Source organism: Pseudomonas sp. PvP009 (genome assembly GCF_017832995.1).
GTDB lineage: Bacteria > Pseudomonadota > Gammaproteobacteria > Pseudomonadales > Pseudomonadaceae > Aquipseudomonas > Aquipseudomonas syringae.
On record NZ_JAFIBG010000001.1, the window covers coordinates 5,515,401 to 5,540,043 of the forward strand.

Consider the following 24,643-nt stretch of genomic DNA (forward strand, 5'->3'; position numbering starts at 1 on the left):
GTGCTTCTTTTCTTCGTCCATTTTTTCTACAGGCTCTTGTTGTCATGCCCGAATACGTCAATTGGCTTCGCCACGCGTCTCCGTACATCAATGCTCACCGCGATTGCACCTTCGTCGTCATGCTGCCCGGCGACGGCGTTGCGCACCCCAATTTCGGCAATATCGTCCACGACCTGGTCCTGCTGCACAGCCTGGGCGTGCGTCTGGTGCTGGTTCACGGTTCCCGTCCGCAGATTGAAAGCCGTCTGGCCCAGCGCGGGATTACGCCGCGTTACCACCGTGACCTGCGGATCACCGATACCGAAACGCTGGAGTGCGTGATCGATGCCGTGGGTCAACTGCGCATTTCGATCGAGGCGCGTCTGTCGATGGACATGGCCGCCTCGCCCATGCAGGGCTCGCGGTTACGAGTGACCAGCGGCAACGTCGTCACCGCACGGCCTATCGGCGTGCTTGAGGGTGTCGATTATCAGCACACCGGCGAAGTGCGCCGGGTCGACCGCAAGGGTATCAATCGCCTGCTGGACGAGCGCCATATCGTGCTGCTGTCGCCATTGGGTTATTCACCGACGGGCGAGATTTTCAATCTGGCCTGCGAAGACGTCGCTACCCGCGCAGCCATCGATCTGGCCGCTGACAAACTGTTGCTGTTCGGCGCCGAAACCGGCTTGCTGGACGAGCAGGGCCGGCTGGTGCGCGAACTGCGTCCTCAGCAGGTGCCCGCGCACTTGCAGCGCCTGGGTGCCAACTATCAAGCGGAACTGCTGGACGCTGCGGCCGAGGCTTGCCGTGGCGGCGTGGCGCGCAGCCATATCGTCAGTTATGCCGAGAACGGCGCGCTGCTGACCGAACTGTTTACCCGTGACGGCGGCGGCACGCTGGTCGCGCAGGAGCAGTTCGAACAGGTGCGCGAAGCGGCCATCGAGGACGTCGGCGGTTTGATGGACCTGATCACGCCGCTGGAAGAGCAGGGCATCCTGGTACGCCGCTCCCGCGAAGTGCTGGAGCGCGAGATTACCCAGTTCAGCGTGGTCGAGCGCGAAGGGCTGATCATCGCCTGTGCTGCGCTGTATCCGATTGCCGATTCGGAGTCGGGCGAGCTGGCGTGTCTGGCCGTCAATCCGGAATACCGGCATGGTGGCCGTGGCGACGAGTTGCTGGAGCGTATTGAAAACCGCGCCCGGGCCTTGGGTATCAAGACCCTGTTCGTCCTCACCACCCGCACCGCACACTGGTTCCGCGAACGCGGTTTCGAACCCAGCAGCGTCGACCGCCTGCCAAGCGCGCGTGCGTCGTTGTACAACTTCCAGAGAAACTCAAAGATCTTCGAGAAGGCGATATAAGCCTGGGTGCGGACTATATTTTGTGGGAGTAAGCTTGCTCACGAAGAGGCTGGAACGAGCCCCCAGAAAGGGGCGTTTGAATCGTCCCTTTCGTGAGCAAGCTCACCCACGCCCTTCGGGCAGAAGCGCAGAGCATTGGGCACGATAGTTGAGATGATCGTTCCTCACGCTCCAGCGTGGGAATGCAGTTCGCGACGCTCTGCGTCGTCAAGAGGACGCGGAGCGTCCAGAAAGGCATGCGACGCAGAGCGCCGCACGATAGTCGCGCCTGCACCGGCACCTTCGCGAGCAAGCTCCCCACAGTAATTGCACGATCAGTTACTGATCGACAGAATGCTCGCCTGATACGAACCCACGAACGTGTCGAAATCCACCACTTCTTCCGTTGCTTCCAGCTCGACCTGTTCCTCGATGGAGGTTTTGGCCAGGGCTTCGAAGTGTGCCTGTTCTTCGGCGCTCAGCGGGTGAGTGCGGAAGTATTCGGCGTGGACCTGGCTCTGGCGCAGGGAAAACGCGGTAAAGCCCTCGTTATGCGCTTCCATGCTGGCCAGCACCTGGGCAGACGGTGTGAGCGCGGTATCGTCGATCTTGGCCTGTTGCACGGCAATCGATTTGAGGTGCTCATCGGTGCCCTGAGCCTGATCGAGCAAGCGGGCAATCGGCGTGATCTTCTCCACCAACTCGGTTGCCCAGGTCTTGAGATCGACAGGGCGGTTGTCACGCATCAGGCTCAGGCCCGGGCGACGTCCTTCCTTGACCACTGACAGGAAGTTCGAGCTTGCGTTGGAGCACTCGTGGCTGGCCAGTTGCTGGCTTTCCTCAAGGGCGCAATACAGCACGAAGGCATCGATAAAGCGCGACTGCTCCAAGCTGATGCCGGTCGGCAGGAACGGGTTGATGTCCAGGCAGCGCACTTCGACGTACTGCACACCACGGGCCACCAGTGCCTGAATAGGGCGTTCGCCGCTATAGGTCACACGCTTGGGGCGAATGTTGGAGTAGTACTCGTTCTCGATCTGCAGCACGTTGGTGTTGAGCTGTACCCATTCGCCGTTCTGGTCGTGAGTGCCGACCTCGACGTAAGGCTTGTAAGGCGTGGCCACGGCCTTGCGCAGGCTGTCGGTGTAGCTGACCAGATCGTTGTAGCAAGGGGTCAGGTCGGCCTGGGCGTCACTCTGATAACCCAGGTCGCTCATACGCAGACTGGTGGCGTACGGCAGATACAGGGTGTCTGCGTCGAAGTGTTGCTCCAGCTGATGCTTGCGGCCGCGCAGGAAACCCGCGTCGAGTGCCGGTGAAGCGCCGAACAGGTACATCAGCAGCCAGCTGTAGCGGCGGAAGTTACGGATCAGCGCAATGTAGGAATGCGACTGGTAGTCGCGCGCATCGCCTGCAAAGTCCTCGGTCTGCTTGAGCAGCGCCCAGGCGTCTTCCGGCAACGAGAAATTGTAGTGAATGCCGGCAATGCACTGCATGGTCTTGCCATAACGCAGCGCCAGGCCCTTGCGGTACACGTACTTGAGCTTGCCGATGTTCGACGTGCCGTAATAGGCGATCGGTATGTGCTCTTCATCGGGCAACGGGCATGGCATCGACGGGCTCCACAGCAGCTCGTCACCCAGCTTGCTGTAAACGAAGCGGTGGACCCGGTCCAGGTTGTCGATGGTCTCGGCCGGGTTCTTCAAGGCTGGTGTGATGAACTCCAGCAGCGATTCGGAATAATCGGTCGTCACCTGACCGTTGGTCAGGGCGGCACCCAGAGCTTGCGGGTGGGGCGTCCGGGCCAGTTCTGCCGTTGCGGTAACGCGCAGGCACTCACGCTCGATACCGTGCAGGCACTGCTCCAGAAGAGAGAGGTTGTTACGCTCGCCGAGCAATGCAAGACGACGGTTTAAAAGTTCGCTCAAGGTGTAATCCTTCACGCATCGGTCGCCCCGATATGGGGGTGGACTTGACGGTCTACAAGGGTGAAGAAAGGAACTGGCGTAGTCGCCTGGTTGGTCAGTAGCGCCTGTTCACAATCACTGCTCTTTGTCGTACTACCCAAATGGACTCGGCACCACGCTAATGGTGCCGAAATTAACCCAAATGATGTCAGTACGGCTAGGTTCAGTTCGCAGGGATGCTGTTCATCAGCCCTCGATCAAGTCTAGATCACCGCAAATGTGCCTTGGGCTTTGGCCACAAGCTTGTCGCCCTGAACGACTTCGGCCTCGACCACCAGCGTGCGGCGACCTGCGTGCAGCACCTTGGCGATGCACAGGACTTCGCCCTCGGAGACGCCACGCACGTAGTTGATCTTGCACTCGATGGTCACGCTGCGCTGGTCGAAACCGTGAACGCTGGAACAGGCCAGGCCCATGGCGATATCGACCAGGCTGAAGATTGCACCGCCGTGCATCACGTTGCCGCGATTGCGCAGGTGCGCCTCCAGCGGCAACGCAACCTCGGCAACGCCCTCGTCCAGACGCCGCAGCTCGCAGCCGAGCATCTTGAAGTAGGCGCTGTGGGTCAGATCTTCAGGAATATCCATCAGCGCTTCTTCAGTTGCTTGGCATTGGCGAACAGCGACGCCATGGCATTGTTGGCGGGCGCTGGGGCAGTGGTTTCCTTGCGCGGCGCGTTGTTCTGGCGAGGCGAAGAACCTGGACGGGCACCGCGTGCACCATCGATTTTCTCGCCAGGCGTGTCGCTCATGCGCATCGACAGGCCGACGCGTTTGCGCGGGATATCGACTTCCATGACCTTCACTTTCACCACATCACCGGCCTTGACCGCTTCACGCGGGTCCTTGATGAACTTCTCGGACAACGCCGAGATGTGCACCAGACCGTCCTGATGCACGCCGATATCGACGAATGCACCGAAGTTGGTGACGTTGGTGACCACGCCTTCTAGGATCATCCCCAGTTGCAGGTCCTTGAGGTCTTCGACCCCGTCCTGAAACTCTGCGGTCTTGAACTCCGGACGCGGATCGCGGCCCGGCTTTTCGAGTTCCTGGAGGATGTCTGTCACAGTCGGCAGACCAAAGGTCTCGTCGGTGAATTTTTTCGGGTCCAGACGCTTGAGAAAGCTGGCGTCGCCGATCAGCGAGCGAATATCGCGGTCGGTTTCAGCCGCAATGCGCTGCACCAGCGGGTAGGCTTCCGGGTGAACGGCGGAGGCGTCGAGCGGGTTGTCACCGGTCATGACGCGCAAGAAGCCGGCGGCCTGTTCAAAGGTCTTTTCGCCCAGGCGGCTGACTTTCTTCAGCGCCGCGCGGGTTTTGAACGCGCCGTTTTCATCACGATGCGCAACGATGTTCTGCGCCAGCGTGGTGTTGAGGCCGGAAATGCGTGCCAGCAGCGCCACGGAGGCCGTGTTCACATCCACGCCCACGGCGTTTACGCAGTCTTCCACCACTGCATCCAGTCCGCGCGCCAGCTTGAGCTGCGAAACGTCGTGCTGGTACTGGCCGACCCCGATGGATTTCGGGTCGATTTTCACCAGTTCGGCGAGCGGGTCCTGCAAGCGACGGGCAATGGACACCGCGCCACGGATCGACACGTCGAGGTCCGGGAATTCCTTGGCGGCCAGTTCCGATGCCGAGTAGACCGACGCGCCTGCTTCGGAGACCATGACCTTGGTCATCTTCAGACCTGGGTATTTTTTGATCAGGTCGGCAGCCAGCTTGTCGGTTTCGCGGCTGGCGGTGCCGTTGCCGATGGCAATCAGATCGACCGAATGCTTGGCACACAGTGCGGCCAGTACGGCGATGGTCTGGTCCCACTGGTTTTTCGGTACGTGCGGATAGACGGTGGCGTAGTCGAGCAGCTTGCCGGTGGCGTCGACCACGGCGACCTTGCAGCCGGTGCGCAGGCCAGGATCGAGGCCCAGCGTGGCGCGCTGACCGGCCGGAGCGGCCAGCAACAGGTCGTGCAGGTTGTGGGCGAAGACATTGATCGCTTCGGTTTCCGCGCCGTCACGCAGCTCACCCAGCAGATCGGTTTCAAGGTGGCTGTACAGCTTGACCTTCCAGGTCCAGCGCACCACTTCGGCCAGCCATTTGTCTGCCGGGCGGTTCTGGTTCTGGATGCCGAAACGCTCACCGATCATCAGCTCGCACGGGTGCATGGCGCCCGGCAATTCTTCACCGACTTTCAGTGCCGAGCTCAGGAAGCCTTCGTTACGACCGCGGAAAATCGCCAGCGCACGGTGCGACGGCATGCTCTTGAGCGGTTCGTCGTGTTCGAAGTAGTCGCGGAACTTGGCGCCTTCCTCTTCCTTGCCCGGCACCACGCGTGCGCTGATCACCGCTTCCTGCTTGAGGAAGCTGCGCAGCTTGTCCAGCAGCGAGGCATCTTCGGCAAAGCGCTCCATCAGAATGTACTTGGCGCCTTCCAGCGCAGCCTTTACATCAGCAACGCCTTTATCCGCGTCGACGAAGCGGGCTGCTTCTGCTTCCGGAGCCAGGCTCGGGTCGTTGAACAGGCCGTCGGCCAGCTCGCCCAACCCGGCTTCAAGGGCGATCTGGCCCTTGGTGCGGCGTTTCTGCTTATAAGGCAGGTACAAGTCTTCGAGGCGGGTCTTGGTGTCGGCCAACTTGATATCGCGGGCCAGCTCCGGGGTCAGCTTGCCTTGCTCTTCGATGCTGGCAAGAATGCTGACGCGCCGCTCGTCCAGTTCACGCAGATAACGCAGGCGCTCTTCCAGATGGCGCAGTTGCGTGTCATCAAGACTGCCGGTCACTTCCTTGCGGTAGCGGGAAATGAAGGGCACGGTCGAGCCTTCATCCAGTAGTGCTACGGCCGCTGCGACCTGTTGTGGGCGTACGCCGAGTTCTTCGGCGATGCGGCTGTTGATGCTGTCCATAAAACCACCTGGAGTTGTGAGCAAAAAACTGGGCTATGTACGAATTGCCTTGCCTGGGTATCGTGCGCCAGCATTTATTTTCAGGGCTGGCGAACCGCCATGAGTCCGGCGTTGCCTGACTTCGAGGGCGGCGCATTATACCCAGCGAAGCCGGATTAGGGGATCGGCCGATAAATGGGGTGTTTTTTCGGCGAAAACGCAGGCACAAGTGTCGCCTCCAGTAAAATCTGCTAACAATGCACAAGGTGCGCATCACCGCAGCTACGCCATAATGCGCCCCGAGATCAGAGGAGCATCCGATGAGCAGCACCGCACAAAATGCCGAAGGCGAAAAAATCCTTATTGTCGATGACGATCCGGGGCTGAGCAGCCTCCTGGAACGTTTTTTCACCAGCAAGGGCTATCGTGCCCGCGCCGTGGCAAATGTGGAGCAAATGGACCGGTTACTGGCCCGCGAGGTGTTCAACCTTGTGGTGCTGGACCTGATGCTGCCCGGCGAAGACGGCCTTTCAGCCTGTCGTCGTCTGCGTGCCGCGAACAATCAGGTGCCGATTATCATGCTGACCGCCAAGGGCGATGAGCTGAGCCGCATCAAGGGGCTCGAACTGGGGGCTGACGATTATCTGGCCAAGCCGTTCAACCCGGACGAGCTGATGGCGCGGGTCAAGGCGGTGTTGCGTCGTCAGGCGGCACCGGTGCCCGGCGCCCCTGGCAGCGAAGACGAGTCGGTCAGTTTCGGTGACTACGTGCTGTCTCTGGCAACCCGCGAGCTCAAGCGCGGTGAAGAAGTGCACATGCTCACCACCGGTGAATTCGCGGTACTGAAAGCGCTGGTCATGCACGCTCGCGAGCCGCTGACCCGCGACAAACTGATGAACCTGGCGCGTGGCCGGGAGTGGGATGCGCTGGAGCGATCCATCGACGTGCAGATTTCCCGTCTGCGTCGTCTGATCGAGCCTGACCCTTCCAAGCCCCGTTATATCCAGACGGTCTGGGGCGTAGGTTATGTATTCGTTCCGGACGGCGCCGGAAGTCGCTGATTACCCGGTTGTCGGCCCAGAAATCCGTCATTGCTGCCAGTCACGTCGATAATCTTTACAGGTTTATCGACGTACTGGTTTTTTGCGTTCGTCCATCGGGTCCGGCCCGCGTTCGGCAAACCTGCGAGCCCCGCTCGCCCTGCAAAGTGTATGGCTGCAGTTATGAAGACTCCGCTCTGGTTCCCGCAAAGCTTTTTCTCCCGCACGCTCTGGCTGGTGCTCATCGTCGTGCTGTTTTCCAAGGCCCTGACGCTGGTTTATCTGCTGATGAACGAAGACGTGCTGGTCGACAGGCAATACAGCCACGGCGTTGCTCTGACCCTGCGCGCGTACTGGGCAGCCGGTGAAAACGATCGCGATGCGATTGCCGAGGCGGCGGGTCTGATTCGGGTGGTGGGCGGTGGCGTGCCGGAAGGCGAGCAGCACTGGCCTTACAGTGAGATCTATCAGCGGCAGATGCAGGCTGAGCTGGGCGCCGATACGGAAGTGCGTCTGCGGGTACACGCGCCACCCGCGCTGTGGGTGCGAGCGCCGAGCCTGGGTGACGGCTGGCTGAAAGTGCCGCTTTATCCGCACCCGTTGCGCGGTCAGAAAATCTGGAACGTGCTGGGCTGGTTCCTGGCCATCGGATTGCTTTCCACGGCATCTGCCTGGATTTTCGTGCGTCAACTGAGTCAGCCGCTCAAGCGTCTGGTGTTTGCGGCGCGCCAGTTGGGGCAGGGGCGCAGCGTACGCCTGCCGGTCAGCGACACGCCGAGCGAGATGACCGAAGTCTACCGGGCCTTCAATCAGATGGCCGAAGACGTCGAGCAGGCCGGGCAGGAGCGCGAGCTGATGCTGGCCGGTGTTTCCCACGACTTGCGCACACCGCTGACGCGCCTGCGCCTGTCTCTCGAACTGATGAACGACAATGAGTTCTCCGAAGGCATGGTGCGTGATATCGAGGACATGGACGCCATTCTCGATCAGTTCCTGGCGTTCATCCGCGATGGGCGCGACGAAGAGATCGAAGAGGTCGATCTGGGGCACCTGGTGCGCGATGTGGTTGCCCCCTTCAATGACGATGAAGACAGCATTCGTCTGTGCCTGGAGCCCATTCCGCCGTTCCCGCTGCGCCGCGTCTCGATGAAGCGCCTGCTGACCAATCTGATTGGCAACGCCAAGCACCACGCCGGTAACGGTATCGAAGTCGCCGCCTATGTATCCGGTGACCGAAACGCGCCTTACGTGGTGTTGAGCGTGCTGGACAGGGGCGCGGGCATCGATCCGTCCGAGCTGGACACCATCTTCAACCCGTTCATTCGTGGTGATCGCGCCCGCAGCGGCAAGGGCACCGGCCTCGGCCTGGCCATCGTCAAGCGTATCGCTGCCATGCACGGCGGCAACGTCGAGTTGAGAAATCGTTCGGGAGGCGGACTGGAAGCACGCGTAAGGCTGCCACTGGGGCTGATGCTGCCGAGGGATGCAATTTAACAAGAGGGCGAAGCGAGAAGGGAAATATAAAGCGCCGCACACGGTCACAGGAAGCGTTCGAAACGTCGACGCATTCTCGTGGTCTTGCACGGCGGCTTGCCTGACCCGGCCCTTGGCGGAGGTACTCCCTGTACCCCTAGGTCACGCCGATCCACTTGATCAACGCGTCCCGGCCCCTTGGTCATGCGCGTACCTTCCTCAGGCCGCACAAAGCCGAAAAGTGTCGACTCCTGAGCCGACACCTTTCTTCTGGATCAATACCAGTTAGGGTCCTTGCGCAGCTCTTCATTCAAGAGCTTTTGCATACCCTCGTCAGGCTTACCCAGGTAACGGTAGGTCGCGTGACGTGTTGGCGATTTGTCTGCAGGAAGACCGGCAGGCACTTCAACCAACATGGCATAAGCATCTTTCTTGTCGAGGCTGAAAGCCACGATCAGGCGCTTGCTTTTGCACGTATCGGCCGTCTCGCAAAGCGGTCCAACCAGATAATTGTCATCGTCCTCACGGGCCGCTGTCATCTGCTGCTCGGAAGCACCGGACAGGTTGATCACCCAATCCGGCAAACGCTCTTCCTTCTTGATGACCTTCGCCCAAGTGGTGCGGTACTCGGGGGCGGAGCTTAGAAGCTCATTGACCCGAGACTGCCCATCATTGGCTGCCATGACCATGGCACTGCCACCCATCAACAGGGCGGCGGCCAGTGTGCGAAATGACGTGTGCATTATCAGCCTCGACCGCGACGACCGAAGAAGAACGACACAACGAACATCACCAGGAAGACGACGAACAGGATCTTGGCGATACCAGTAGCCGTGCCCGCGATACCACCGAAGCCCAGTACTGCAGCGACGATAGCGATGATCAGAAACGTGATTGCCCAACTCAACATGGTGATACTCCTTTTGATGCCGTTTTAATAAGGGTGCTGCTTTTAAGGTCGGGTCAGAAAACCCATTTTTGCTGTGGAGCGACTTCATCTACAGAAACCAGGCCGTCGACATTACGCAGGCTTGAGGACATGTCCTTGACCGCTGGTGCACTAACACCGCGGTAGGAGGTGCTGCTGGTCTGGATGAATTGCTGTTTCGGTTGAGCTGCCTCGTTGGCTTGATTCCAACGCTGGAACTGCTGAATGGCGATCAGAGTGACGAGCAAGGTAAGAAGCAGAAAAAGACCTTGCTGAAGGTGCAGGGGAGAGATACGCAATTGTGCAATACGCTGGCTGTTCATCTGCAAAATCCCCTTGCCTGAGTGGGCATTCAATCTGATGGGTCGTTGTGGATCGACCTTTGTTGAATGGGTTATTGCAGACTGCATGCCAGTTTTTTGATCGATATAAATTTCTTTAAAATCAATGGGTTAATAAGTTTGGTGAGGGCATGTTACCAGCAAGCTGCACGATTACCCCTTTGTAATCGTGCGTTCTGCACGAAGCGCTCAGCGCGATGGCGCTGAACCCTCAGCCTGCGCTGCGTGCCATGACCTTCAGCGCGTCGCCGTTGACGCCTTTGACACCACGAATGTTTTTCGCGATTTCCACCGCCAGTTCTTTCTCGGCGAAGTTGGCAACCACGCCATTCAGGCTGACGACACCGGCCTTGGTGTCCACTTTGATGTTCAGCCCATCCAGCGTGCGGCTGTAGATCAGGCTTGCCTTGACCTTGCTGGTGATCCAGGCGTCACTCATTTCCTCGGTCGGGGTCAGCGACTGTGGCTGGGTCTTGGCCGCAATCGAGTCGGCTGCGCTGAGGCTGATCAGGTTGTTGACGCTGACCACTCCATCGGTATTGCTGGCCAGGCTACCCGCCAGCTCTTTGGCTTCGGGACTCTGTGCCCGGCCCTTGAGGGTGATGACGCCGTCCTTGCTGTCGACCTCGATATTCAGCGCTTCGGTCACGCTGCTCCACAGCAGCTTGGATTTCACCGTTGCGACCAGCGTTGCATCCTCGAACCGCTGAGCCATGTTGGTCCGGGTGCCAGGCTCGGTGGCGACAGCAGGATCCACCTCGAGCTGGTTGTCGACCTTTTCGATGCCTTTGGTATCCAGTGCGATGCGCTCGGCCAGCTCGCGGTCCACTTCGTTTTCAACCTTGCCCTTGAGCGTCGCAGTGCCTTGCTCGACACCCACATCGATCTTGAACGGGCTCAGATGCTTGTTCAGCGCGAAAGCTGTCCAGATCGAGCCTTCCTGACGCGCCTCGGTGAGCTGAGTGGGCAGATCAGGCTGGGCGAGTACCGGGCCGCTGCCCAGTAGCGCAGCGGCGGCGGTGATCAGAGCAATCTTTTTCAGTGAAAACATAGGAGTGTTCCTTTTGCGGTGAGATTTCGTCTCCGAATAGACGGTTTTGACGGCATAAACGCGGATTAGTCAGGCTGTTCGCCATTAGCTGATCAGAAAGCTACCATGCATGCCGAAGAATCAATCAGAATTGACCATGCAACTTGCCCGATGATTCCGAGACTAACTGAGACAATTCATTAAGGAGCGTAGGAAAAATGGAAGCAGCCACTGAGAATCAGGGCCGTATTCTGCTTGTGGACGATGAGTCCGCCATCCTCCGCACTTTCCGGTACTGTCTGGAAGACGAAGGCTACAGTGTTGCCACTGCCAACAGCGCAGCCCAGGCCGACACGCTCATGCAGCGTCAAGTATTCGATCTGTGCTTTCTCGATTTGCGTCTGGGCGAAGACAATGGCCTGGACGTTCTGGCGCAGATGCGGATTCAGGCGCCGTGGATGCGTGTGGTGATCGTGACTGCCCATTCGGCGGTGGATACGGCTGTCGATGCCATTCAGGCTGGCGCAGCCGACTACCTGGTCAAGCCGTGCAGTCCTGACCAGTTGCGTCTTGCGACGGCCAAGCAGCTTGAAGTTCGACAACTGTCTGCACGTCTCGAAGCACTGGAAGGTGAGGTTCGCAAGCCCAAGGATGGTCTGGATTCCCACAGCCCTTCGATGATGGCCATTCTGGAAACGGCCCGTCAGGTTGCGGTAACCGATGCCAACATCCTGATTCTGGGCGAGTCGGGTACCGGTAAGGGCGAGCTGGCCAGGGCGATTCATGGCTGGAGCAAACGCGCCAAGAAGTCCTGCGTCACGATCAACTGCCCATCGCTGACTGCAGAACTGATGGAAAGCGAACTGTTCGGCCACAGCCGCGGCGCCTTTACCGGTGCCAGCGAAAGTACGCTGGGTCGCGTCAATCAGGCCGATGGCGGCACCCTGTTTCTCGACGAAATCGGTGACTTTCCGCTGACGCTGCAGCCCAAGTTGCTGCGCTTCATTCAGGACAAGGAATACGAGCGCGTCGGTGACCCGGTGACCCGACGTGCCGACGTGCGCATCCTGGCCGCCACCAACCTCAACCTTGAGGACATGGTGCGCAGCGGACGTTTCCGTGAGGATCTGCTGTACCGCCTGAACGTGATTACCCTGAATCTGCCAGCCCTGCGTGAGCGCAGCGAAGACATTCTGACCCTGGCGGACCGCTTTCTGGCGCGTTTCGTCAAGGAGTACGCCCGTCCGGCTCGCGGCTTCAGCGAGGAGGCCCGTGCGGCGCTGCTCAATTACCGCTGGCCGGGCAACATTCGTGAGCTGCGCAACGTGATCGAGCGAGCCAGCATTATCTGTCCACAGGAGCGCGTGGAGGTCAGTCATTTGGGCATGGCTGAGCAACCGACCAACAACGCACCGCGGGTGGGAGCGGCCTTGAGTCTGGACGAGCTTGAAAAGGCGCACATCGGGGCCGTACTGGCAACCAGTGAGACCCTTGATCAGGCCGCCAAGACCCTGGGTATCGATGCTTCGACGCTTTACCGCAAACGAAAACAGTACAACCTATGAAATACCTCAAATGAAGCTGGCCATGAAGTTGCGCACCCGCCTCTTTCTGAGCATTTCGGCGCTGATCACGGTCGCTTTGCTCGGGCTGCTGCTGGGGCTCGTCAGTGTCATGCAGATGGCCCGGACTCAGGAATCGCTGATTCAGCATAACTTCGCCATCCTCGATCTGGGTCTGAAGTTGCGTCAGAACATGGGTGATCAGTTGGTGTTGATGACCGGTTCCAATCGCAATGAGCCTGAGCTGCAAAGAATGCAGAAGCAGTTCGAAGAGCTGCTGGAGGAGGGATCGGCGAAGGACACCCAGCAAGATGTGCGCAACGGTTTTGAAAAGACCCGAGGCGATTATCAGCGATTCATTGCCGCCTGGCAGCAGTATGGCAATGATCCGCGAGGCATACGCGGCAACTCGCAATTGAGCGAAAGTTTCGACACGCTGCGTAACGGTCTGATGGATGTGCATCGTAAGGCGCTGGAGAACATCAGCAACGCCGAGATCAACTCCAGGGATCGTGCATTGTGGATCGCCGGCTTGCTGGGCCTGGTCGGGCTGGCGGTGCTGTGCATCGGCTTTGTGACCGCGCATGGCATCGCCCGCCGTTTCGGTGCGCCGATCGAGGCGCTGGCCAAGGCCGCTGATCGTATCGGCGAGGGTGATTACGAGGTCACGCTGCCCATTTCCTCGGCCGCCGAAATGAACCTGCTGACCCGGCGCTTCGGCATCATGGCCGAAGCCCTGCGCCAGCATCAGGCGACCAACGTCGATGAGCTTCTGGCGGGCCAGCAACGTCTGCAGGCGGTTCTCGACAGTATCGACGATGGCCTGCTGATGATTGATCGCCAGGGCCACCTGGAGCACCTCAACCCTGTTGCGCAGCGCCAGCTCGGATGGGACGAGAGTCGCCTCGGGCACAGTCTGGGCGAGGCGTTGGGCCGCCCCGAGCTGGATGAGCAATTGCATCTGGTGCTGCGAGGCGGAACGCTGGAACGTGCGCCGGAAGACCTGGCCATCGAAATCGACGGCGAGTCGCGACTGCTGACCTACAGCATGACGCCGGTCAGCCACACCAAAGGCCACATCCTGGGTGCGGTGATGGTGCTGCACGACGTGACCGAGCAACGTGCTTTCGAGCGGGTACGAAGCGAGTTCGTCCTGCGCGCCTCGCATGAGTTGCGCACGCCGGTTACGGGTATGCACATGGCGTTCGGCCTTCTTCAGGAGCGTCTGCATTTTGCTCCCGAGTCCCGTGAGGCCGATCTGCTCAATACGGTCACCGAAGAAATGCAGCGCCTTATGCAGCTCATCAACGACCTGCTGAATTTCTCGCGTTACCAGAACGGTCTGCAGAAGCTCAAACTTGCACCGTGCTCCATCGAGACCTTGCTGCAAGAAGCCAAGGCGCGCTTTGAGGATCAGGCCCAGGAGCAGGATATTGTGCTGATGCTGGATATGCAGGAGCCGATGCCGCGCCTGCATGCCGATCAGTCCCAGCTGGAGCGGGTACTGGATAATCTGCTGGACAATGCCTTGCGTCACACGCCGCCGAACGGCCTGATTCGCCTGCAGGCCAGGCGTCACGGCGAGCGGGCGATCATCAGCGTCGAAGATAACGGCGAGGGCATTGCCTACGGACAGCAGGGGCGGATCTTCGAACCCTTCGTCCAGGTCGGCCGCAAGAAAGGCGGCGCCGGGCTCGGGCTGGCGCTGTGCAAGGAGATTGTCCAGCTGCACGGCGGACGCATGGGCGTTTATTCACGGCCGGGGCAGGGCACGCAGTTCTATATGGCTTTACCGCTCTGAGGGCTTGAGCACCAAGCCCTCACGCGCTTCAATTCGAGTGATTGAGCACCTGCAGGATGGCCGCGCTCTGTGCGTCAGGCTCGCCATCGAAGCGTGCCGGGCGATAGTGCATCTGGAAGGCGGCCAGTACCTGGCGTGTTGCGACGTCCAGTTCACCGGTCTGCGGGGTACTGTAGCCCAAGCGTGCCAATTGCTGCTGGAACCAGGTGATGCTCGGCAGATTGACGGCCAGCAATGCCTGACGCTGGGCAACCTGGCGTTCGTCCGGCCAGTTGCCCAGACCTTCGGCAGCGAGGCGTTTCCACGGGAACAATGGCCCCGGATCCTGCTTGCGCAACGGGGCGATGTCGCTATGACCGATGATGTGTTTGGGGTCGATCCTGTTGCGTTTGACGATGTCCTTGAGCAAGACAATGATCGACTGGGTCTGCGCTTCGGTGTACGGATACCACAGGCGACCTGTCGGCGTTTCCTTGAAGCCCGGATTGACGATCTCGATGCCGATCGAACTGGAGTTGAGCCAGGTACGGCCTTCCCACTCGCTTTCGCCGGCATGCCAGGCACGCGCGCTTTCATCGACCAGCTTGTAGATGGTGGCCTTGCTGTCGTCACCGATCAGGTAGTGGGCGCTGACCTCGCCATGGGTCAGTAATTGCAGCGAGCGTTCCAGCGACGTCGAGGTGTAATGCATCACCACGTACTGGGCACGGCCATCGAAATTTACCGAGGGATGGCTGGTGTCCAGCCTGGGGCCGCTGGCACAGGCAGTGAGGAGAAGCATGAGCAAGGCAGAGAAATACAGCTTCATGAGGTCGGCAGCGTCGGCAGGAAATGAAACATCATAACAAAATGTGTGCGAATAGCATGGGGCACCCGCTATTTGTTCAGGTCAAAATGTTTCAGTCAGCCCTGTTCGATGCGGTTCCGGCCGTTCTCCTTGGCCTTGTAAAGCGCCTGATCGGCACGTTTGATGGCGGTGTCGCTCTTCTCTGACGGGCGAAAAGCCGTCAGTCCAATGGAGACGGTGATGGTGACTCGCTCACCCTTGAAGTGGAAAGGGCACGACTCGACGGCGGCGCGCAGTTCATCCAGGAGCGTCAGCCCGGCGGCGGGAGATGTCGCGGGCAGCAGCATGACAAATTCTTCGCCGCCAAACCGTGCCATGAAGTCGTCGGCGCGCAGGCGTTTGCTGAGGACATTGGCGACGATCTTCAATACCTTGTCGCCAGCCAGGTGCCCGTAGCCATCGTTGATGCGTTTGAAATGGTCCAGGTCCAGAATGCACACCAGCAAGCTGTTTTTTTCTTCCTGCCACCTGGCCATCTCCTGTTCGAGTCGCTCGCCCCAGGCTGCACGATTGGGCAGTCCGGTGAGCGGGTCGATCAGGGCCTTTTGACGCTGTTCCTCCAGATGAGTCCTGAAACCCAGGGCTTCCTGCTCCATGCTCGCGACGCGAGCCGCCAGACCTTGCAGGCGCGAGGCCACTTCGCGCTCGCGGGCATCGCGCTTGAGCTGGTAGTGATCCATGGTGCCGAGCAGGGCCTCAAGCCGATTATCGAGCACCCGCTTGAGGCTGGGCAGATCGGAGGCGTCCTGAACACTGCTTTGCAGGCCGCCCACCTGTTCGCGCAACTGGTCGTTCAGGTCGCGCGCAGTGGTCTGATCCTCGGCGTGATCTTCACTGGCGGCCTGCAAATGGCTCTGAAACGATTCGAGCCGCTCATTGAGCTGCTTGAGGTAAGTGCCGAACTCCTGCTGACCACCGTTATTGATCGCCAGCATCAACACCGCCAGATCGTCGAGGATCGGCAGCAACTCGTACCAGTTAAGCCCATGTTTCAAGCGTAACTGCATATCCTCGACCTGCGGGCGAAAGTGCTCGGACAGGGTCAGGTCGTCCAGCAGGCCCAGCAAAGTCTGTTCAATGTGCGCCGCCACCGAGCTGTAACTGGGCTCTGGTGAGGAGGGCAGCGCGTAACCTTCTTCGCCCTCTGCCGACTCGAGCTGCTGCTCGGCCTCTGCGTCGGGTTCTGCGACTGTCACGTCGATTGGCGCGGGCCGCTGTTGGTAGGGCACTGATGGGACTGGCGCCAGAACATCCGCGAAATCGATGGGTTCGACGGTGGCAGGTGCAGGCCCGGCGACGGCTTCTACCGATATCGGTGCAATGTCCGTTGCAGTGGCCGGTGGCGCAGGTTCTTCAGGCGTCACTGCAGCGGGTATCACTGTGGCAGGCGCAGCGCTTTGCGGGTCAGGCGTCAGCAGTGGGCTGTTTGCGGCGACGGCGGCTGCGGTAGGGGAATCAACGGCCTCGGCTTCGCCAGGAGAGGCGTCTGGCGGAGCGTGAGCGCTTGCTGCTTGCCGCTCGGCTTCGGGCTCATGCGATTCCGGTGTGGGGGTGGCGTCTTCGGGGTGAGCCGCTTCAGAATGGGGCTCGTTGCTGTGGCCTTCGCGTGAACCGAACAGGCGTTGCAGCAACCCTTGGCGCGGGCCTTCTTCGGGTTTTTCAATCTGGGTAAGTGCCTGGCCCTGCAAATTGCTCAACTCGCCAAGCAGCAGGGGCAGTTCACGGGCCTGGGAGGCGCGCTCTTCAAGCTCCTTGGCAAAGCGCTTGAGCGGCTTGCGTACTTCGCGTGGCAGCGGCAGTGACTGTAGCTGTGCAACCAGTGCGGTCAGTGCCGAACTGATTTGAGCGGCCCGTACTTCGCGGCGTTGCTCAGAGTCCAGTACGGCTTTTTCAAGGCGCGGGATCAAGGCTGCCAGGCCCGCATCCATATCGTCCTTGCGGACGATTTCGCGCATTTCCTTCATGCATTCGTCGACGGCGCGGTCAGAGCCCTCAGCCGCCAGACTGCTGCGTACCAGACCGCGCCGCAACAAATCGAGCCGCGCATCCCAGCGCTTTTCGAGTGTGTCCTGCTGCTCGATCCCTTTGAGGTATTTCTCTTTCCAACGCTCCGCGTCGTCGCTCATGCAAGGCTTCCACCAGAGGGCACAGGCAGTGAGTCCCCACGCAATGAGTCTGGCAGGCGAATCTCGACAGCGACAGGCAGGTGATCGGAAATGGGTTGCGCCAGTACCTGCACGCGCTCGAGCGTCAGGGTCGGGCTGAGCAAAATGTGATCGAGGCAGCGTTGTGGCCGCCAGCTTGGGAAGGTCGCTTCTATCTGCGGGGCCAGAAGCCCCAGATCCCGTAGCGGAGAGTGCTCAAGCAGGTCATTGGCATGGGTGTTCATGTCGCCCATCAGCACCTGATGGCGATAGCCGCCGATCAGTTCGCGAATGTACGCAAGCTGCCGGGTTCGGGTTCGGGTCCCCAGCGCCAGGTGCATCATGACCACGACCAGGGCATCTTCGCCCTCGCCGAAACGCACAAGAATCGCGCCGCGCCCGGCGGGGCCTGGCAGCGGGTGATCCTCGATCTTGGTCGGACGCAGACGGCTCAGCACGCCGTTGCTGTGCTGGGCCAGGCGCCCGAGGTTGCGATTGAGCTGTTGATACCAGTACGGAAAGCCACCTAACTGAGCAAGGTGCTCTACCTGATTGACGAAGCCGGAGCGCATGCTGCCGCCGTCGACTTCCTGCAGTGCCACCAGATCGAAATCGTTGATCAGAGCGCCGATCTTCTGCAGGTTGCCCGCCCGGCCACCATGCGGCAGCAAGTGCTGCCAGCTACGCGTCAGGTAATGATGGTAGCGCTGGGTGCTGATACCCACCTGGATATTGAAACTGAGCAAACGCAGCCTGCCGTCTTCCGGCAGGCCGTTTTGCAGCAGATGATGTTCGTTGACCTGCGGATCATGCAGGCCAACGATACGGGTACTGCCTTTGCCCCAGCGGCGCATGACGTGCGCTTACTTGGCGGCTGCGGCAGCCGCTCGCTCTTTGGCAATCAACTGGTCGGCAACTTCCAGGGTCTTTTCCGGACCACCGGCAGAACCCAGGTCAAAGCGGTACTTGCCATTGACGATCATGGTCGGCACGCCGGTCACTTCATACTTCTTGGCCAGTTCCTTGTACTGGGCGATCTTGCCCTTGACCGCGAAAGAATCGAAAGTCTTCAGGAATTCGTCCTTGTTCACGCCCTGTGTGGCGACGAAATCAGCCATGTCATTCTTGTCGGTCAGACGCTTGCCGCCCTTCTGGATGGCTTCGAATACGGCTGCGTGGACTTTATGCTCGACGCCCATGGTGTCGAGGGTGATGAACAGTTGGCCGTGAGCGTCCCAAGGGCCGCCGAACATGGCAGGGATACGCACGAAATGTACGTCGGACGGCAGTTTTTCGACCCATGGATTGATGGTCGGCTCGAACGCGTAGCAATGCGGGCAGCCATACCAGAACAGTTCGATGACTTCGATCTTGCCTGGCTCGGCAACAGGCACAGCGCTTGCCAGCTCTACGTATTGCTTGCCGGCCTCGATGGGCGTGGCAGCCTGGGCGGACATACCGAACAGACTGGCGGCAACCAGAGCGGCGCTGATGATCAGATTACGCATGCTTTACTCCTGAGCAGATTGAATCGCCTTCAAGCGACGGTGTTTCGACCGGACGCGAAAGCCTGAGTTCGTTAGTGTAACGCTGAGGTTGTAAAAATGGGCGACCGAGGACGGCCTTTTTGCATAAGGAGTGAAGCAGGTCATGTCTGAATGTTCCAGCACATCTGTCAGATCGGCTCGATACGGTGTGAGTGTGGGCCGGGGGGCAGGTGTGTCATTATATGCGCACGCATCCAAACGAAACCGACACCTCCTGCCGCACCCCTTGCAGGCAGGTCTTCACCGGAAATCACATGCAACTCAAAAACCCCATCCTCGGTCTGTGCCAACAGGCCACGTTCATGCTCAGCGCCGCCAAGGTCGACCAATGCCCCGACGACGAAGGTTTTGAGGTCGCGTTTGCCGGTCGCTCCAACGCGGGCAAATCGAGCGCGCTGAACACCCTGACCCACGCCAGCCTGGCGCGCACATCGAAGACGCCGGGGCGTACCCAGTTGCTGAACTTTTTCGGTCTGGACGAAGATCGCCGCCTGGTCGACCTGCCTGGTTATGGCTACGCCAAAGTGCCCATTCCGCTCAAACTGCACTGGCAGCGTCACCTGGAAGCCTATCTGGGCAGCCGCGAAAGCCTGAAGGGTCTGATCCTGATGATGGATATCCGTCATCCAATGACCGACTTCGACGTACTGATGCTGGATTGGGCCATCGCCAGCAACATGCCGATGCACATTCTGTTGACCAAGGCTGACAAGCTGACCTATGGCGCGGCCAAGAACACGCTGCTCAAGGTTCAGGCCGAGATTCGCAAAGGCTGGGGAGATGCAGTGAGCATCCAGTTGTTCTCGGCCCCCAAGCGCATGGGGCTGGAAGAGGCCTACACCGTGCTGGCCGACTGGATGGAACTGGAAGACAAGGCACCTGCGGAGTAAATCGCAGGCAAAAAAGACCCCGGACTTCGCATGGGGAGGGGGAAGTTCCGGGGCTTAAGGTCCAGACCTTAGGGTGGGATCTGGATAACTGCCAACACTTAACACAACTAGGAGCACGATCGATTTTTCAACCAATCGACACGTCTGACTCCTGTCCAAACGGTTAAGTTCCAGCAGTGAAGAAAAGTTCACATTTCCTACAATATTTGACGAACCTGCTCACAGGTTCGCCATTTCAGGCTCAGTGAGCCTCGTCCCAATTGTTGCCAACCCCCACTTCTACCAGCAACGGCACTGCCAGTTCCGCTGCGCCGCTCATGTGTGGACGGATCTGTTCACTGACCTGATCGACCAGGTCCTCGCGCACTTCAAGCACCAGTTCGTCGTGAACCTGCAGGATGACCCGTGCATCCAGGCCGGACTCGTCCAGCCAGCCGTTCACCGCCACCATGGCTTTCTTGATGATGTCCGCAGCGGTGCCCTGCATCGGCGCGTTGATCGCCATGCGCTCCGCGCCTTTGCGCAGGGACTGGTTCTTGGCGTTGATGTCGGGCAGGTACAGGCGACGACCGAAGATGGTTTCGACAAAACCTTGCTCGGCAGCCTGGGCGCGGGTGCGCTCCATGTAGTTCAGCACGCCAGGGTAGCGGGCGAAGTAGCGGTCGACATACGCCTGTGACTGCTTACGGTCCACGCCAATCTGCTTGGCCAGACCGAACGCGCTCATGCCGTAGATCAGGCCGAAGTTGATCGCCTTGGCGCTGCGACGCATGTCAGTGGTGACGTTTTCCAGCTCGACGCCAAATACCTCTGCAGCCGTCGCGCGGTGAACGTCCAGGTCATTACGGAACGCGTGCAGCAAGCCTTCGTCCTGGGCCAGATGCGCCATGATGCGCAGTTCGATCTGCGAATAGTCGGCGGCCAGCAGTTTGTAACCCTTCGGGGCCACGAACGCCTGACGAATGCGCCGGCCTTCAGCGGTACGAATCGGGATGTTTTGCAGGTTCGGATCGCTGGACGACAAGCGGCCGGTGACGGCCACCGCCTGATGATAGGAGGTGTGAATCCGCCCGGTACGCGGGTTGATCTGCTCTGGCAGGCGGTCGGTGTAGGTGCTCTTGAGCTTGCTCATCGAGCGGTATTGCATCAACACCTTGGGCAGCGGGAAATCCTGCTCCGCGAGTTCGGCAAGCACGGCCTCGGCAGTCGATGCCTGACCGGTGGCGGTCTTGCTGAGAATCGGCATGCCGAGTTTCTCGTAGAGAATCACGCCCAGCTGCTTGGGTGAGCCGAGGTTGAACTCTTCGCCGGCAATGGCGAAGGCTTCGCGCTCCAGCGCAGTCATCTTGTCGCCCAGTTCGACGCTCTGGATGCCCAGCAGGTTGGCATCGACCAGCGCGCCCTGGCGCTCGATACGCGCCAGCACAGGCACCAGCGGCATCTCGATATCGTTCAATACCGGCTGCAGGGTCGGAATCGCGGCCAGCCGTGCGTCGAAGACTTCATGCAGGCGCAGGGTCAGGTCCGCTTCTTCGGCGGCGTAATTACCCGCCTGTTCCAGTGCAATCTGGTCAAAGCTCAGCTGTTTGGCACCTTTGCCGGCAATCTCCTGGAAATTGATTGGCGTGTGCGTCAGGTACTTGGCCACCAGGCTGTCGCGGTCGTGGCGGGTGGCGGTGGAGTCCAGTACGTAGGATTCCAGAATGGTGTCGAAGCGCACGCCCTGCAGGTCGATACCTTGAGTCTGATCGCCGTCGATCGCGCAATTGGCCAGCAGGTTGATGGCGAACTTGGCGTGCTGGCCGACCTTGGTTTTGTCCGGGTCTTCCAGCAGCGGCTTGAGCGCCTTGAGCACGGTGTCGCGGTCCAATTGCTGCGGCACGCCCATGTACGAGTGGGTCAGCGGAATGTAAGCGGCTTCGTGGGTCTGAATGGCGAAGGACAGGCCGACCAGTTGCGCACGCTGGGCATCGGTACCGTTGCTCTGCGTGACGAAGGCAAACAGCGGCGCGGCCTGCAGCTTCTTCAGCCACGCATCGAACTGGCCCTGTTCAAGAATGACTTCATAGGCCGTTTCTCTGGCCTCAACGGTCGGCTCTTCGACGGTCAGCTCCTGGCCGGCACGTTTGGCGTCGCGTTGCAGGTCTTCGATCCAGCTCTTGAATTCCAGCTCGGCGTACAACTCCATCAACGTGTCGCGGTCGGGCTCGCCGCAATGCAATTGATCCAGTTCGATGTCCAGCGGGACGTCGATCTTGATAGTCGCCAGCTCGTAAGACAAAAAGGCCATCTCACGATGTTCTTCGAGCTTGGCGGCCAGGGTCTTCGCGCCACGGATCGGCAGGGAAGCGACCTTGTCGAGGTTCTCGTAAAGCTCCTTGATGCCACCGCCGATGCCGACCAGCAGGCCAACCGCGGTCTTCTCGCCAACGCCGGGCACGCCGGGAATGTTGTCGACCTTGTCGCCCATCAGGGCCAGATAATCGATGATGTGCTCCGGACCGACGCCGAATTTCTCTTTCACGCCCGCCACATCCAGCACGCTGCCGGTCATGGTGTTGACCAGGGTGATGTGGCCGTCGACCAGTTGCGCCATGTCCTTGTCGCCGGTGGAGATCACCACTGGACGATCGGCTGCCGCGCTGCTGCGTGCCAGCGTGCCGATCACGTCATCGGCTTCGACGCCTTCAACGCACAGAAACGGGTAGCCCATACCTTTGACGCAGGCATGCAGCAGGTCGACCTGCACGCGCAGATCGTCCGGCATGCTCGGCCGGTTAGCTTTGTAGTCGTTGTACAGCGCGTCACGGAACGTCCCGCCCTTGGCGTCGAACACCACGGCGAGCGGGCTGTCCGGGTACTGGCGCCGCAGGCTTTTGAGCATGTTGAGCACGCCCTTGACGGCACCGGTCGGCAATCCTTTGGAGGTGGCCAGTGGTGGCAGTGCGTGGAAGGCGCGGTAGAGGTAAGAGGAACCGTCTACCAGGACGAGTGGCGCTTGGGTCATGAGCAGAATCAACCTTTTCGGCGGGGGCGGCGCTAGAATGCGCGAACCATTGACGACAAAGGGACAAGGTTATCATGCGCAAGGTAAATCGACTGATATTGACCGGCCTGTTGGCCTTTTGCCCTTTGTTCGTTGTTGCAGCAGAAGATCCACCTTCAGCGGCGCCGGACGTTACTATTCGCACTGACGGTGACAGAACCATTCAGGAATACCGCCAGAACGGCTTTCTGTATGCGGTTAAAATCACCCCGAAACACGGCAAACCCTATTTTCTGGTGCGCGCCGATGGTACAAGCCCCAATTTCATTCGTTCGGACCAACCGGACATGCTGATCCCGCAGTGGGAAATATTCAGCTGGTAGCACCCTACATTCACTTCAATCGTTGGCAGTCCTGATATGTCCGTTTTTACCCCACTGGCTCGGCCCGAGCTGGAAACATTTCTCGCCCCTTACGGGCTCGGCCGTCTGCTTGACTATCAGGGCATCGCTGCCGGTAGTGAAAACACCAATTACTTCATCAGCCTGGAGCAGGGCGAGTTCGTCCTGACGCTGGTCGAGCGCGGCCCGGTTCAGGAGATGCCGTTCTTCATCGAACTGCTCGACGTGCTGCATGAAGCCGATCTGCCAGTGCCTTATGCGCTGCGCACCACCGACGGTCAGGCGCTGCGCGAGCTGGCAGGCAAACCGGCGCTTTTGCAGCCGCGTCTGCCGGGCAAGCACATCAGCGAGCCGAACACCCAGCACTGCGTGCAGATCGGCGAGTTGCTGGCCAACCTGCATCTGGCGACCCGTGGGCAGATCGTCGAGCGCAAGACTGATCGCGGCCTGGACTGGATGCTGAATGAGGGGCGCAATTTTCTGTCGCATCTGGGCGAGACTCAGCGAGCGCTGCTTGAAAAGAGCCTTCAGGAGATCGAGGCGTTCAAGCCGCAGATCATGGCGCTGCCGCGCGCCAATCTGCATGCCGATCTGTTCCGCGACAACGTACTGTTCGAAGGTACGCACCTGACCGGGTTGATCGATTTCTACAATGCCTGCTCAGGTCCGATTTTGTACGACCTGGCGATTGCCCTCAACGATTGGTGTTCCCGGGAAAACGGTCAGCTCGACGCTGTCCGCGCGCGCGCCTTGCTGGGTGCCTATGCGGGCTTGCGACCGTTCACGGCTGCGGAGTCGAAGCTTTGGGCGACTATGTTGCGTATCGCTTGTGTGCGTTTCTGGCTGTCACGTTTGATCGCCGCCGAAACCTTCGCCGGGCAGGATGTGCTGATTCATGATCCTGCGGAGTTCGAGCGCCGCCTGGCCGAGCGCCAGGAAGCGCACATTGCATTGCCGTTTGCGCTCTGAGACCAGACCTGTCTCGGCAAGTCTGAGCTAGTTGGGCGGTTGACTATCGTCTCCACGCTCGCGTGGGAATGCAGTTCGTGACGCTCTGCGTCACAGCTACATGCCGCATCACGCTGGACAGAAATCTTTCTGTGAGTGAGCTTGCTCACGAAGACTTTGGTCCAACGCCATATTTCCCGGGGCTGCACCGGCCTCTTCGCGAGCAAGCTCGCTCCCACGAAAACTTGTGTGTAAAGCTGAGCGCGGAGCATGTTGCGGGCACTTATCGTTCCTCACGCGTGGGAATGCATTTCGTGACGCTCCGCGTCACAGCTACATGCTGTATCGGGCTGGACAGAAATCTTTGTGGGAGTGAGCTTGCTCACGAAGACTTTGGTCCAACCGCCATATTTCCCGGGGCTGCACCGGCCTCTTCGCGAGCAAGCTCGCTCCCACGAAAACTTGTGTGTAACGCTGAGCGCGGAGCATGTTGCGGGCACTTATCGTTCCTCACGCTCCGTGGGAATGCAGT

Annotated in this window: 20 protein-coding genes; 8 read left to right on the plus strand and 12 right to left on the minus strand. The window is 59.9% G+C overall.

All coding sequences use genetic code 11. The features are described 5' to 3' along the window. Positions 1 to 44 precede the first annotated feature (44 nt). Positions 45 to 1,343 carry an amino-acid N-acetyltransferase gene (argA, locus tag JOE29_RS23770; RefSeq protein WP_074953743.1) on the plus strand — a complete coding sequence of 433 codons (1,299 nt, stop codon included), beginning with the start codon at positions 45 to 47 and terminating at the stop codon, positions 1,341 to 1,343. A gap of 314 nt (positions 1,344 to 1,657) precedes the next feature. On the opposite strand, the gene gshA is transcribed toward argA, so the two are convergent. From gshA to JOE29_RS23785, 3 genes are all read right to left on the minus strand, one after another. After that, on the minus strand, positions 1,658 to 3,250 hold the full coding sequence (gene gshA / locus JOE29_RS23775; RefSeq protein WP_210079921.1) for a glutamate--cysteine ligase: 1,593 nt from the start codon (positions 3,248 to 3,250) through the stop codon (positions 1,658 to 1,660). A 242-nt stretch (positions 3,251 to 3,492) separates the two neighbouring features. Continuing rightward, positions 3,493 to 3,876 carry a PaaI family thioesterase gene (locus JOE29_RS23780; protein WP_003314033.1) on the minus strand — a complete coding sequence of 128 codons (384 nt, stop codon included), beginning with the start codon at positions 3,874 to 3,876 and terminating at the stop codon, positions 3,493 to 3,495. After that, positions 3,876 to 6,194: a Tex family protein gene (locus JOE29_RS23785; RefSeq protein ID WP_003425961.1), complete on the minus strand. Its 2,319-nt coding sequence runs from the start codon at positions 6,192 to 6,194 to the stop codon at positions 3,876 to 3,878. Before JOE29_RS23785 ends, JOE29_RS23780 begins: the two co-directional genes overlap by 1 nt. A gap of 299 nt (positions 6,195 to 6,493) precedes the next feature. Between JOE29_RS23785 and ompR the strand changes: the two genes are divergently transcribed. Both ompR and JOE29_RS23795 read left to right on the plus strand, forming a co-directional pair. Beyond that, complete coding sequence (gene ompR / locus JOE29_RS23790; protein WP_003318889.1) at positions 6,494 to 7,234, plus strand: two-component system response regulator OmpR; 741 nt, start codon at positions 6,494 to 6,496, stop codon at positions 7,232 to 7,234. A 162-nt stretch (positions 7,235 to 7,396) separates the two neighbouring features. Then, entirely contained in the window at positions 7,397 to 8,707 is a 1,311-nt protein-coding gene (locus tag JOE29_RS23795; RefSeq protein ID WP_058445444.1) for an ATP-binding protein, read from the plus strand. A gap of 254 nt (positions 8,708 to 8,961) precedes the next feature. Here the strand turns inward: JOE29_RS23795 and JOE29_RS23800 are convergent, their stop codons facing one another. From JOE29_RS23800 to JOE29_RS23815, 4 genes are all read right to left on the minus strand, one after another. Continuing rightward, positions 8,962 to 9,429, minus strand: coding sequence for an inhibitor of vertebrate lysozyme family protein (locus JOE29_RS23800; protein ID WP_010413450.1), 468 nt, complete (start codon positions 9,427 to 9,429; stop codon positions 8,962 to 8,964). 2 nt (positions 9,430 to 9,431) lie between these two features. Then, positions 9,432 to 9,596, minus strand: coding sequence for a DUF1328 domain-containing protein (locus tag JOE29_RS23805; protein WP_002555679.1), 165 nt, complete (start codon positions 9,594 to 9,596; stop codon positions 9,432 to 9,434). A 53-nt stretch (positions 9,597 to 9,649) separates the two neighbouring features. Beyond that, on the minus strand, positions 9,650 to 9,937 hold the full coding sequence (locus JOE29_RS23810; protein ID WP_017278618.1) for a hypothetical protein: 288 nt from the start codon (positions 9,935 to 9,937) through the stop codon (positions 9,650 to 9,652). 229 nt (positions 9,938 to 10,166) lie between these two features. Further along, the gene (locus JOE29_RS23815) at positions 10,167 to 11,006 is read right to left on the minus strand and encodes a BON domain-containing protein (protein ID WP_003347445.1); all 840 of its coding nucleotides are present in this window, start codon (positions 11,004 to 11,006) and stop codon (positions 10,167 to 10,169) included. Between the two features lie 197 nt (positions 11,007 to 11,203). Here JOE29_RS23815 and algB point away from each other — a divergent pair, with 197 nt between their 5' ends. Next, positions 11,204 to 12,550 (plus strand): sigma-54-dependent response regulator transcription factor AlgB, encoded by a 1,347-nt coding sequence (gene algB, locus JOE29_RS23820; protein ID WP_003318895.1) that lies wholly within the window; start codon positions 11,204 to 11,206, stop codon positions 12,548 to 12,550. 10 nt (positions 12,551 to 12,560) lie between these two features. Then, positions 12,561 to 14,348, plus strand: coding sequence for a KinB sensor domain-containing domain (locus JOE29_RS23825; RefSeq protein ID WP_074953737.1), 1,788 nt, complete (start codon positions 12,561 to 12,563; stop codon positions 14,346 to 14,348). A 28-nt stretch (positions 14,349 to 14,376) separates the two neighbouring features. Here JOE29_RS23825 and JOE29_RS23830 read toward each other — a convergent pair whose 3' ends face one another. The 4 genes from JOE29_RS23830 to JOE29_RS23845 all read right to left on the minus strand — a co-directional run bounded on the left by JOE29_RS23830 (position 14,377) and on the right by JOE29_RS23845 (position 18,847). Next, complete coding sequence (locus JOE29_RS23830; RefSeq protein WP_003437496.1) at positions 14,377 to 15,156, minus strand: N-acetylmuramoyl-L-alanine amidase; 780 nt, start codon at positions 15,154 to 15,156, stop codon at positions 14,377 to 14,379. 95 nt (positions 15,157 to 15,251) lie between these two features. Next, positions 15,252 to 17,321, minus strand: coding sequence for a diguanylate cyclase (locus JOE29_RS23835; protein WP_210079922.1), 2,070 nt, complete (start codon positions 17,319 to 17,321; stop codon positions 15,252 to 15,254). Beyond that, complete coding sequence (locus JOE29_RS23840; RefSeq protein ID WP_024961493.1) at positions 17,318 to 18,193, minus strand: endonuclease/exonuclease/phosphatase family protein; 876 nt, start codon at positions 18,191 to 18,193, stop codon at positions 17,318 to 17,320. The genes JOE29_RS23835 and JOE29_RS23840 overlap by 4 nt, the downstream gene beginning before the upstream one ends. 9 nt (positions 18,194 to 18,202) lie before the next feature. After that, entirely contained in the window at positions 18,203 to 18,847 is a 645-nt protein-coding gene (locus JOE29_RS23845; protein WP_003341628.1) for a thiol:disulfide interchange protein DsbA/DsbL, read from the minus strand. A 293-nt stretch (positions 18,848 to 19,140) separates the two neighbouring features. On the opposite strand from JOE29_RS23845, the gene yihA reads away from it, so the two are divergent. Next, positions 19,141 to 19,776: a ribosome biogenesis GTP-binding protein YihA/YsxC gene (gene yihA, locus JOE29_RS23850; protein WP_003341625.1), complete on the plus strand. Its 636-nt coding sequence runs from the start codon at positions 19,141 to 19,143 to the stop codon at positions 19,774 to 19,776. Between the two features lie 241 nt (positions 19,777 to 20,017). Here the strand turns inward: yihA and polA are convergent, their stop codons facing one another. Continuing rightward, positions 20,018 to 22,783 (minus strand): DNA polymerase I, encoded by a 2,766-nt coding sequence (gene polA, locus JOE29_RS23855; RefSeq protein WP_210079923.1) that lies wholly within the window; start codon positions 22,781 to 22,783, stop codon positions 20,018 to 20,020. A 74-nt stretch (positions 22,784 to 22,857) separates the two neighbouring features. On the opposite strand from polA, the gene JOE29_RS23860 reads away from it, so the two are divergent. Together JOE29_RS23860 and JOE29_RS23865 are read left to right on the plus strand one after the other, a co-directional pair. After that, on the plus strand, positions 22,858 to 23,145 hold the full coding sequence (locus tag JOE29_RS23860) for a DUF2782 domain-containing protein (RefSeq protein ID WP_003318904.1): 288 nt from the start codon (positions 22,858 to 22,860) through the stop codon (positions 23,143 to 23,145). Between the two features lie 36 nt (positions 23,146 to 23,181). Beyond that, positions 23,182 to 24,132: a homoserine kinase gene (locus JOE29_RS23865; RefSeq protein ID WP_210079924.1), complete on the plus strand. Its 951-nt coding sequence runs from the start codon at positions 23,182 to 23,184 to the stop codon at positions 24,130 to 24,132. The last annotated feature ends 511 nt before the right edge of the window (positions 24,133 to 24,643 follow it).